Genomic DNA, 10,494 nt, shown 5'->3' with positions numbered 1-10,494 from the left:
CGGTGGCATGCTGTCGGGCGCCAACGCGATGGCACACGCTGTGCTGGGCGCAGTGACGGCGCAGCTGAACAACCAGTCGGCAGCAGCTGGCGGGCTGGGTGCAGGTGGTGGCGAACTGGCGGCGCGCTACATTGCCGGTCAGCTGTTCCCGGGCAAGACGGCGCAGCAGCTGAGCGAAAGCGAGAAACAACAAGTGAGCACGCTGAGCCAGTTGGCCGCAGGGCTTGCAGGCGGGCTGGCGACGGGGGATACTGCGGGAGCGGTGACCGGCGGGCAGACTGGGAAGAATGCGGTTGAGAATAATGCGCTGAGTGCCAATGACTTCGGTAAGGGTATGGCGGATTACGGTCAATCTGTTGGTTCTTATGCGCAATATGCTAAGGATAAGAACCTGCCACCGGAACAGGTACAAGCTGATCTGGCCCGGATGGTGAAAGGTGATTTGCCGGAAGGGGCTGATGTAGTCAAAGCCATTCTGAGCAATAACCCCGGTTCAGATACTGTGATGGCCGTGTTGTCTGCGGAAGATGCGAAAGATTATGCTCTGGCGTTGCTGACGTCGATCCCGGCAGAAAAAGCATTATCTCTTGTCGGTAAAGCAGCCAATGTAATTGATAACAAAATCCTGATCAGCGCGGCGGAGAAAATATCGACGCCGAAGCCGGGTAAACAATCAGCAATACCAAGGGATCTGAATGAACAAATAGTATGGAAACAGGTACAGGAAAATCCTGCAAAAGGTGAAATACTGCCTGGAATGAATAATGATCCACGTTTTCCAGCAAGCGCGGTATTCCAAAAAATGCAAGTCGTTCAGAAAAATGCTAAAGGTGAATCAATCACTATCCATTATCAGTACAACTCGACTACGGGTAAAGCCTACGATATGAAAATTGATACACCTAAAAGGGTTAGTTCTAATCCGGCAGATGTGATCGAAAATATTAAAGGGCAAGTGAAATGAAATTAAAAGAGAAAGATGGAACCATAGTAGATGTGTTTGCCATATATTGGCTTGAAGATGAAACCTTATTTTTAGGGTTGCCTAAAAATTACGGTGGTTTACTTGCTTATAAAGCAAAAAATGTCCAGGTTATTGATTCAACTTTGCATGGTACGTTCGAGTATTTTACCACGCATATAAATGGAATATACCATTGGGCTTTAATAAAAGAAGCATTGTTAGATGATATAATAGAGCGAGATGAAGCGGCTTATAACCGCTTCCTTGAAATCCTGAAAGCTGAAGGTCGGGTAGATCCTGACTTCTATTAACGGTGGATAAATCCCGGCCAACTGGCCGGGCTCTTTGCTTTTACGCCGTGAAAACCTCATCCTCTCGTCGCCGCAACCGGAGCACACCGGGCGCAGAGGTCAGTTCCAGTTGTTCAGCACTGGCAATGCCGGACTCGGTGAGCCAGTCGCCGCCGATAATCACTTTGCCGTTATCTTGTACCTAATCGGTCTTCGCTAGCTTCGTGCAGTGTTTCCCTGGTGGCGTCGTCAGTGATGACAGTGCTCCAGAATGTCTGATGCTGAAGCGTCAGTTGCAATGAGGGCCAAGTGTAAACCTGAGTGTGCTGACCGAGTTGGTGGAGGCGGAAACGCCGCCGTCGCCGGCTGCCAGGCGACGATGGTGCGCCACTAATACGGTGGGCGTCAGCGCCTCCCTGCGTGCATTTCTGCTCCTCGTCAGAGTCAGTGAAATAAATTCCGACCCGTTACCCATACGGAGCATCACAGGTAATCATGTTTTACTGCGATCCTGTGAATTTACGAATCACTTGCCGGGCCGGAAGATTCAGATCTATTTCTACCTGGGTTATGTTTTGGATGAATGTATGGAAATAAACGTAATTGAGATTAAGCATACTTTCTCTGAAATACCTGTCTAGGCAGTCATCGATGTTGGTGGTAAAGTAACTCACCCACGCGATAACATGTCACGGTTAAATCCTCGGCAAGGTGATTGGTATTATTCTCGCCTGGATACGATAAAGATGGCGAATGTGTTTTGGAGTAATTATTTTATGGGTGAATAATTATTGCTCGCAGTGGGTGGATAAGTAGTTGGCAATAATTCCTCATCCGAAATTTTTTTGTCGCTGCAACTGGAAAAGATTAATTACTACGTAAATCCAATGCGGTTTTTTTCTCGGTATTGGCTTTTGTTTGTTAAAATTAATGGAGTATGTTATGCATAAGGATTTGGACGTTTCCATCTCAACAGGGCGATTTAGGAAAATAAGAGAATGGAACAGGAGGCGCAATTATTACTTCAAGAAAGTAAAGCTGAACATTAAGATTTATATTGCAAAGCTTATCTGGGATAAGTGCAGCAAAAGTGTGTTTGATATCAAGTCTGTCAAAACCGTATTGCTCCTGCGCAATGAGGGGACAGTCGGCGATGTGGTGGTTTCGACGCCACTGGTGAAATGTCTTTATGAGTCGGGTTATACAGTGGATTTATTGCTCACAAAGTCAAGTGGCGTGGTGATGAAACATAACCCCTATGTCAGGAATATCTACGAAGCAGATGATTGTAATAATGAAGTTTTTTTGAAAAGATTCACTCATGCCGTTGCGAAATCAACGGTTGAAAAGTTGAGGGGGAATAATTATGACCTTGTGGTCGATCTTTGCTTGTTTGATACCCCGGTACATAGGATGATGCTTTTTAGCGATATAAACGCAACGTTTGTTCTTGGCTTTAATAAATGGAGTCGCATTAACCACTACAGCAAATCTATTTCATTCGAAAATGGTAAGGAACATGTGACGAAAGCCATTGCTTTGGTTGCCCATGCCGTAGGGCTCAATCTTAACAATCACCGTGCCTATGACCTGCATATCCCAGATTATATAGCTTTTGAAGTAAAGGAGTATTTAAGTGGCTGGGATGATAAAATTAAGATTGTAATTAATGCTTTTACCGGGAGTCCAGAGAGAAACCTATCTAAAGAGCAACTTGCTCGACTTGTTGAGATGCTTAATAAAGCCTCATCCAATATAAGAGTGATTATTCTTGATCACCGAAGAGAACTGGATATATCTCTGCCAGGTAATGTTATTATAAATCCATTTAATTCACTGCATCATGTCATGGCTTTGATCCGAGAGGTTGACGTGATTATATCCCCAGATACGTCGATCGTGCATATTTCTGCTGCATGGAATAAAACGTTGATTTGTGTTTACAAAAACGTAACTGATAATAATGATTTGTGGGGTCCTGGGTATGAAAATGCGAAGCAGATTATTGTTAACAGCAGAAAAATAGCGGATGTGGATAATGTTCCGGAGCTTATATTGCATGAGATCGGTCGAAGAGACCTGTTCGGTGGACGAAAGATAAAATACCTTGGCAGTTCGTTGAACGGTGAAGCGGATGCCGCCGATAACGCAATATTGCCCGTTGGATAACGGCCCAGCCCCTTGAGCGCACTGCTCAGAGGCCGGCCGTTGCTCCTAACGGCGAGACTCAGCTACGGCCGGTCTCCTCACGCAGCGCGGCGCTCACCTCGTGCGCCGTCGGGTGTTCGGCACGCAGCGCCCGGCGGATCGCGAAGAAGGCGGCGATCAGCATGGTTACCGCCACCAGCATAAAGAACCCGCACAGCGCGGCGTTGATTTGGTTGCTGAACACGATAGTCTCCATGTCTTTCAACGACTTGGCCGGCGCAATGATCGTGCCTTGCTCAATGCCGGTGGAGAATTTCTTCGCCTGCGCCAGGAAGCCGATGCTCGGTTTCTCATGGAAGATCTTCTGCCAGCCGGCGGTCATGGAGGTCACGAACAGCCAAGCGGTCGGCAGGATGGTAACCCAGGCGTAACGCTGTTTTTTCATCTTGAACAGCACCACGGTACCGAGGATCAGCGCCATCGACGCCAGCATCTGGTTACCGATGCCGAACAGCGGCCACAGGGTATTGATGCCGCCGAGCGGATCGACCACGCCTTGATACACGAAGAAGCCCCAGCCGGCTACCGCCACCGTGGTACCCGCCAGATTGCCGAACCAGGAACGGTTGTTGGCCAGTTGCGGCACCGCCACGCCCACCAGATCCTGCACCATAAAGCGGCAGGCGCGGGTCCCGGCATCGACGGCGGTCAGGATGAACAGCGCTTCGAACAGAATGGCGAAGTGGTACCAGAAGGCCATCATCGCCCGGCTGTTGAATACCTCGCTGATGATGTGCGCCATGCCCACGGCGAAGGTCGGGGCGCCGCCGGCGCGCGACAGAATGGAGTTCTCACCCACCTCTTTGGCGATCAGCGCCAGCGTCTCCGGCGTGACGATAAAGCCCCAGCTGTTAATGACCTGCGAAGCATTTTCCACCGTAGTGCCGATCAGCGCCGCCGGCGAGTTCATGGCGAAGTAAACGCCCGGATCCAGCACCGAGGCGCAAATCAGCGCCATGATGGCGACGAAAGACTCCATCAGCATGGCGCCGTAACCGATAAAGCGAATGTGGCTTTCGCGTTCCACCAGCTTCGGCGTGGTGCCGCTGGAGACCAGCGCGTGGAAGCCGGAAATGGCGCCGCAGGCGATGGTGATGAACAGGAACGGGAACAGGGCACCGGCGAACACCGGGCCGCTGCCGTCGATAAAGCGCGAGACCGCCGGCATTTTCATCTCTGGCATGGCGAAGACGATGCCGATGGCCAGGCCGATGATGACGCCGATTTTCATAAAGGTGGAAAGATAGTCGCGCGGCGCCAGCAGCAGCCACACCGGCAGCACCGAAGCGACAAAGCCGTAGATCACCAGCACCCAGGTCAGGGTGGTGCCGTGCAGCGTGAAGAACGGCCCCCAGTAAGGATCTTGCGCCACGTTGCCGCCGTAAATGATCGCCAGCAGCATCAGCACAAAGCCAATCACCGAGATTTCAGCGATCTTGCCCGGCCGGATAAAGCGCATGTAGATGCCCATGAACAGGGCGATCGGGATGGTGGCTGCGATGGTGAACAGCCCCCACGGGCTGTCGGCCAAGGCTTTTACCACCACCAGCGCCAGCGCCGACAGGATGATGATCATCACCCCCAGCGCGCCAAGCATGGTGATCACCCCGGCGAACGCGCCCAGCTCTTGCTTGGCCATTTCCCCCAGCGAACGCCCGTCGCGGCGCGTGGAAATGAACAGCACCAGGAAATCCTGCACCGCGCCGGCCAGCATGACGCCGACCAGGATCCAGATGGTCCCCGGTAGGAAGCCCATCTGCGCGGCCAGGATCGGCCCCACCAGCGGCCCGGCGCCGGCGATGGCGGCAAAGTGGTGGCCGAACAGCACCCATTTGTTGGTGGGCACGTAGTCCAGGCCGTCGTTGTGGCGCTCTGCCGGGGTCAGACGGCGGTCGTCCAGTTCAAAGACCTTGTCGGCAATGAACCGGCTGTAGAAGCGGTAGGCGATGCTGTAGCAGGCGACGGCGGCGACCACCAGCCAGACGGCGTTGACGTGTTCGCCGCGGCTGAGCGCCAGCATGGCGAAGGCGAAAGCGCCAACCAACGCCACCAGCAGCCAGATAAGTCCGGACCTGATGTTTTTCATGAAATAACTCCTTGGCGTACAGAGGTAAAAATCGACGTTGTTATTAGGAATGACGTTTTAACAGTAGAAGTTTTGCCGCCGAACCGCGGCAGGTCGGATGAGAAATGTGAAGCAGGTGGGGTTTTAGTGTAAAAACAAAGTGATGAAACAGCGTCGGCGCAGGCTGCCGCCCACGCAATCCCCGGCAGTTATTCATTCTGCATTTTCAGCGTGCGTACAGCGAATTATCGTCGTTTTTTATCCGGGTACGGCGTCTTGCGGATTATTATTTTATCTGTCGAGGCGTGCCGAAATAAAATCATCCGTGCCGTGTTATACCTTTATTTCAACCCGCAGGCTTAATCATTCATAAAATAAATAATAAAGCTACGAAAGGAATTTAATTATGATAAATACAATCATCGAAGGATATTTACCGCAGCTCACGTCCATCCGGCACGATATTCATCAGCACCCTGAATTGGGTTTCGAAGAGTTTCGCACCAGCGATCTGGTGGCGGATTATCTGAGTTCGTGGGGCTATGAGGTGCACCGCGGATTGGCGGGTACCGGCGTGGTGGGCACGCTGCGGGTGGGCGACGGCGTTAAGCGCCTCGGGTTGCGCGCCGATATGGACGCCTTGCCGATCGAGGAGAACAACGGCAAGCCCTGGAGCAGCAGCGTGGCCAATCGCATGCACGCCTGCGGCCATGACGGCCACACCACCATGCTGCTCGGCGCCGCCCGCTATCTGGCGCAAACGCGCAACTTCAACGGCACGCTGCATCTGATTTTCCAGCCGGCGGAAGAGATGTTGAACGGCGGCGCGCGCATGGTTGAACAGGGGCTATTCGAGCGTTTCCCCTGCGACGCCATCTTCGCCATGCACAACATGCCGGGGATGCCGCTCGGCGAGTTCTTCTTCCAGCACGGCCCGTTTATGGCCTCGATGGATCAGTTCAACGTGCGGGTGCAGGGGCGCGGCGGCCACGGCGCCATTCCGCAACTGACGGTCGATCCGGTGCTGGTGGCTTCGCATATCACCGTCGCGCTGCAGAGCATCGTTTCGCGCAATATCGATCCGCTGGAGGCGGCGGTGATCACCGTCGGCAGCATCAAGGCCGGTGAGGCGGCCAACGTGATCCCGGACAGCGCGGAGATGAAGCTCAGCGTGCGCTCGCTGGATCGCCAGGCGCGCGCCACCTTGCTGGCGCGCATTCCGGCGCTGATAGAGGCACAGGCGGCAAGCTTCGGCGCTCACGCGGTGGTGGAACACGTTAACGGCACGCCGGTGCTGGTCAACGACGAAGCGATGACCCGTTTCGCCCACCGCGTGGCGCAGCAGCAGTTCGGCGCCGCGCGTGCGCACTACGGCGCCCGGCCGCTGATGGGCAGTGAAGATTTCGCCTTCATGCTCGATGCGCATCCGCAGGGCTGCTACCTGATCATCGGCAACGGCGATGGCGAGGGCAGCTGCATGGTGCATAACCCGGGATATGACTTTAACGACGGCTGCCTGGCGGCCGGCAGCCAGTATTGGGGAGCGTTGGCGGAAGCCTATTTAAAATAAACTCGAAAATAATAACAGGGAAGGTAATGATGAGTGAAAATACGGCTGAAACCCAGGCGGCAATAATATCGGCCCCGAAGGCCGGCGGCAAAAAGGTCATATTCGCCGCCTCCTTCGGCAATGCGCTGGAGTTTTTCGATTTCGGTATTTATAACTTCTTCGTTATTTACATCAGCGTATTGTTCTTTCCGCCGTCCAGCGATCCGCATCTGGCGTTGCTGTTGGCGTTTGCCACGTTCGGCGTCAGTTTCTTCATGCGGCCGCTGGGCGGCATTCTGATTGGCGCCTATGCCGATCGTCATGGCCGCAAGCCGGCGATGATCCTGACGATTTCCTTGATGAGCCTGGGCACGGCGATGATCGGCTTTGCGCCGACCTACGCCAGCGCCGGCTACTGGGGGACCGTCACGCTGGTGGTGGCGCGCCTGATCCAGGGCGTGGCGGCGGGCGGCGAGGTGGGGGCATCGATGTCGTTGCTGGTGGAGTCGGCGCCGCCCAACCGGCGCGGCTTCTATTCCAGCTGGTCGCTGGCGACGCAGGGCATCGCCACCGTGATTGGCGGCGTCACCGCACTGGCGCTCAGCGCGGCCTTGCCGGTGCTTTCCGGCGAGCCGAACGCCATGGCCGAGTGGGGATGGCGCATTCCTTTCTTTATCGGCGTGGCGCTGGCGCCGCTCGGTTGCTGGCTGCGCCTCGGGTTGGAGAGCGATCGGCCGTCGGTGTCGCGAGCCCACGAGCCGCCTGCGCAGTTGCGCAAGCACTCGCGGGCGGTGGTGCTCGGCGTGATGTTGACCATCGGCGCCACCGTCGCCACTTACATCTCGATGTATTATCTCGGCACCTACGCGGTGAAATACCTGGGGATGGCGCAGGCTTACGGCTATGCCGCGATGCTGTTGGCGGGGCTCGTCACCTTCGGCGGCAGTCTGCTGGTCGGGCACTGGTGCGATCGTTACGGCCGTCTGCCGCTGATCCGGGGCTCGCGCATCGCGATCTTGATCGTGGCCCTTCCGGCGTTTTGGTGGCTGAGCACGGCACCGCATCCGGCGGTGCTGCTGCTGATTGTCGCGGTGCTGGTCGGGTTGACCACGCTCGGTTCGGTGCCGACCATGCTGATGATTTCGGAGCTGTTCCCGCAGCGCATTCGCGCGCTGGGGTTTGCCTTGGTCTACAGCCTCGGGGTGGCGATCTTCGGCGGCTTCGCCCAGTACATCGCTTCGCAGTCGATCGCGCTGAGCGGTTCGCTGCTGGCGCCCGCCGTCTATCTGATGCTGGCGACGCTGGCTTCGCTGGCAGTGCTACCGTTGCTGCGTGAAACCGGCGGCGAGCCGCTGCGCTAGCCGAAAAAAAACGCCGGCGGTTTTCACCGTCGGCGCTTTGCGTTGCTGCCGTTTCAGGCGGGCGTTCAGGCCGCCGGACGGGCGATCACGCTGCGGGTTTCCATGCGCACTTCGGCGATGGTGACCTGCAAGGTGTCGCTCTGGCGGTAAACCACTTCACCCTTGATCTGCACGGTGCCGGTTTCCTGGCTGCACTGCATCTCGTCGCGCACCGCGTGAATAAACGGTGCCGGGATGAAGGCAACCGCGCCATTGTCCAGCAGGCGCACACGCAGGCCGCCGCGGGTCACGTCGATGATCTCGGCGTTGAAGCGGGTATCGGTACCGGCCTTGTCCTGCAGGAAGCGTGCGTACAGCCAGTCGCCAACGTCGCGCTCCGCCATGCGGTTCAGGCGGCGGCGTTCCGCCAGCTGCACCGTGACGTCATCCTGCGGTTTTTCTGCCGGCTGCTGGTTGATGATTGCCTTCAGCAGACGATGGTTGACCATATCGCCGTATTTACGGATCGGCGATGTCCAGGTGGCGTAAGCCTCCAGCCCCAGACCGAAGTGTGGCCCCGGCGTGGTGCTGATCTCGGCGAAGGTCTGGAAGCGGCGGATGCGGCTGTCGAGGAACTGGGTCGGCTGCGCATCCAGGTGGCGGCGCAGTTCGCAGAAACCGTCGAGGGTCAGCAGCTTCTCGGCTTCGGCTTCCACGCCGTTGGCCTGCAATACGGTGACCGCTTGCTCGACCAGCGCAGGATCGAAACCGGTGTGCACGTTGTACACGCCGAAGCCCAGGCGATCGCGCAGCACGATGGCGGCGCAGACGTTGGCGGCGATCATGCACTCTTCAACGATGCGGTTGGCGCTGCGGCGCTGCTCGGTAACAATCTCCAGCACGTCGCCTTTTTCACCCAGCACGAAGCGGTAGTCCGGGCGATCTTTGAACACCAGCGCATGCTGGTGGCGCCAGGCGTTGCGTGCGTCGCAAACGCGCTTCAGCAGGGTGATCTGCTGTGCAATGGCGTCGCTCGGCGGCTGCCAGCCGGCAATGCCTTCCAGCCAGTCGGAGACTTCGTCGTACACCAGTTTGGCTTTGGATTCGATCTCGGCGGCGAAGAACTGAATATCTTCACCCAGCGCACCGTCGGCAGCGATGGTCACGCGGCAAGCCAGCACCTGGCGGCGCTCGTTAGGGCGCAGCGAGCACAGGTTATCAGACAGATCGCGCGGCAGCATCGGGATGTTGAAGCCCGGCAGATAGTTGGTGAAGGCGCGCACGCGGGCGATGTCGTCCAGCTTGCTGCCTTGCTCAACGTAGGCGGTCGGATCGGCGATGGCGATGGTCAACTGCAGCGAACCGTCACCGTTGTCGGTCACATACAGCGCATCGTCCATGTCTTCGGTGCTGGCGCTGTCGATGGTGACGAATTCGAGCGCGGTCAGGTCTTCACGCACCAGCGCAGCGGCCGGCTCGCTGAGGGCCTGCATCTCCGGCGCCTCTTTCTCCAGGTTGTGACGCGCCAGCGTCACCCACCACGGGGCGAAATGGTCTTCACCTTCGGTGATAAACTGGGTCAGATCGGCGTTAAAGCCGCGATCGCCTTTCAGCGGGTGACGGCGCATTTCCGCCACCGCCCAGTCGCCGGCCTGGAAGTTGTGGGTCAATTCACGTACCGGGCGGCACGGAATTGCATCTTTCAGCAACGGATGATCGGGCACGATGGACAAGCGATCGTCGCGCTTTTGCACGCGGCCGACAAAGCGCGACAGGAACGGCTCGACCAGGGTTTCCGGCTCGGCGATTTCGCGCTCTTTCTCGGTGTGAAGGGTGGCGATAATGCGATCCCCGTGCATGACTTTCTTCATGTACGGCGGCGGAATGAAGTAACTTTTTTGACCGTCTACTTCAAGAAAGCCAAAGCCTTTCTCAGTCCCTTTCACGACGCCTTCAACGCGCGGGGTCTGAGAGTGAAGTTGCTGTTTAAGCTGCGCCAGCAGCGGGTTATCTTGAAACATATCGTCCAGTGAATGGGTTGTGAGTGGCAAGATTTGCGGCTGACAGTTTTACGCGAA

The 10,494-nt window shown here is 56.3% G+C and carries 7 protein-coding genes; 5 read left to right on the top strand and 2 right to left on the bottom strand.

What is annotated here, in order from left to right; all coding sequences use genetic code 11:
- The first annotated feature begins 7 nt into the window (after positions 1-7).
- The 3 genes from EGY12_RS19660 to EGY12_RS19645 all read left to right on the top strand — a co-directional run bounded on the left by EGY12_RS19660 (position 8) and on the right by EGY12_RS19645 (position 3,423).
- A complete protein-coding gene (locus EGY12_RS19660) occupies positions 8-964 on the top strand; it encodes a VENN motif pre-toxin domain-containing protein (protein ID WP_123895086.1) in 957 nt (318 codons plus the stop codon).
- Positions 961-1,275, top strand: a complete 315-nt coding sequence (locus tag EGY12_RS19655) for a hypothetical protein (RefSeq protein WP_123895085.1) — start codon at positions 961-963, stop codon at positions 1,273-1,275. The genes EGY12_RS19660 and EGY12_RS19655 overlap by 4 nt, the downstream gene beginning before the upstream one ends.
- 921 nt (positions 1,276-2,196) lie before the next feature.
- A complete protein-coding gene (locus tag EGY12_RS19645) occupies positions 2,197-3,423 on the top strand; it encodes a glycosyltransferase family 9 protein (RefSeq protein WP_123895084.1) in 1,227 nt (408 codons plus the stop codon).
- 58 nt (positions 3,424-3,481) lie between these two features.
- Here EGY12_RS19645 and EGY12_RS19640 read toward each other — a convergent pair whose 3' ends face one another.
- Positions 3,482-5,548, bottom strand: coding sequence for a carbon starvation CstA family protein (locus tag EGY12_RS19640; RefSeq protein ID WP_048234130.1), 2,067 nt, complete (start codon positions 5,546-5,548; stop codon positions 3,482-3,484).
- 385 nt (positions 5,549-5,933) lie between these two features.
- On the opposite strand from EGY12_RS19640, the gene EGY12_RS19635 reads away from it, so the two are divergent.
- Together EGY12_RS19635 and EGY12_RS19630 are read left to right on the top strand one after the other, a co-directional pair.
- Complete coding sequence (locus EGY12_RS19635; protein ID WP_123895083.1) at positions 5,934-7,097, top strand: M20 aminoacylase family protein; 1,164 nt, start codon at positions 5,934-5,936, stop codon at positions 7,095-7,097.
- 29 nt (positions 7,098-7,126) lie between these two features.
- Entirely contained in the window at positions 7,127-8,437 is a 1,311-nt protein-coding gene (locus EGY12_RS19630) for an MFS transporter (RefSeq protein ID WP_123895082.1), read from the top strand.
- Positions 8,438-8,502: 65 nt separating this feature from the next.
- Here EGY12_RS19630 and EGY12_RS19625 read toward each other — a convergent pair whose 3' ends face one another.
- A complete protein-coding gene (locus EGY12_RS19625; RefSeq protein WP_123895081.1) occupies positions 8,503-10,437 on the bottom strand; it encodes an exoribonuclease II in 1,935 nt (644 codons plus the stop codon).
- Positions 10,438-10,494: the final 57 nt, after the last annotated feature.

Source organism: Serratia sp. FDAARGOS_506 (assembly GCF_003812745.1).
GTDB lineage: Bacteria > Pseudomonadota > Gammaproteobacteria > Enterobacterales > Enterobacteriaceae > Serratia.
The sequence above is the reverse complement of the archived record's forward strand: the minus strand, read 5'-3'. Positions and strand labels throughout refer to the sequence as shown.